Below are 629 nucleotides of genomic sequence, written 5' to 3'. Positions count from 1 at the left end.
TCGCCGGTGGCCGGATTGCCCTTGCAGCCGGTGGAGCCGACATGCACCATCCAGGTGCGCGACTTGGAGCCGTCGGGCTTGATGACCGGCGCCGGCGGGATCACCTCGAGCGTCACGAAGCGGCGTCCGGCCTGCCAATTCCACGCCATTCCGGAAATATCGAGCGGCGGCGCCGCGGTCTCGACATTGGAATGATTGATGGCGACGGGCTTGCCGTCGACCATCGTCTCGACCGGCGCGCCGACCGAGAAGGCGAGGCCGACGTAACGGCCGCTCGGCGCGGTTCCGACGACGGTGGTGTTCTTGGCCGGATTGCCCGGCGTGCAAGCGGCGTTGCCGCCGCGCGCGTCCTTGAAGTCGATGAGCGCGACATCGCCATATTGCCACTCGCTCTGCGTCAGCGCGATCGGCGTGCGCTCGCCCTTGGCGTCGATCAGCGCGAAGCCATAGACATAGAGCCGCGCCTCATGCAGCTTTCCGGAAAGATGGCCGCTGCCGAGGTCGGCGAGCGGCGCCCCGCAGCCCACCTCCTTGCCCCCCGCCGTCAGCGCGAAGGAAACGGCGACAGGCTGCGTCTTCCCGCCCGCCGCCTTCCCGCCCGCGTTTTTGTCCCCCGCCGCCTGCGCCGC

1 protein-coding gene is annotated in these 629 nt (G+C 69.5%); it reads right to left on the bottom strand.

Features of this window, described 5'->3' with window-relative positions; genetic code table 11:
• Positions 1–629: MbnP family copper-binding protein (locus tag K3F48_RS23930; protein WP_222577936.1), on the bottom strand; the 629-nt coding region annotated here is incomplete at both ends.

The organism is Methylosinus sp. Sm6, from assembly GCF_019802345.1.
Lineage (GTDB): Bacteria > Pseudomonadota > Alphaproteobacteria > Rhizobiales > Beijerinckiaceae > Methylosinus.
This window is presented reverse-complemented; position numbering and strand designations above follow the sequence as displayed.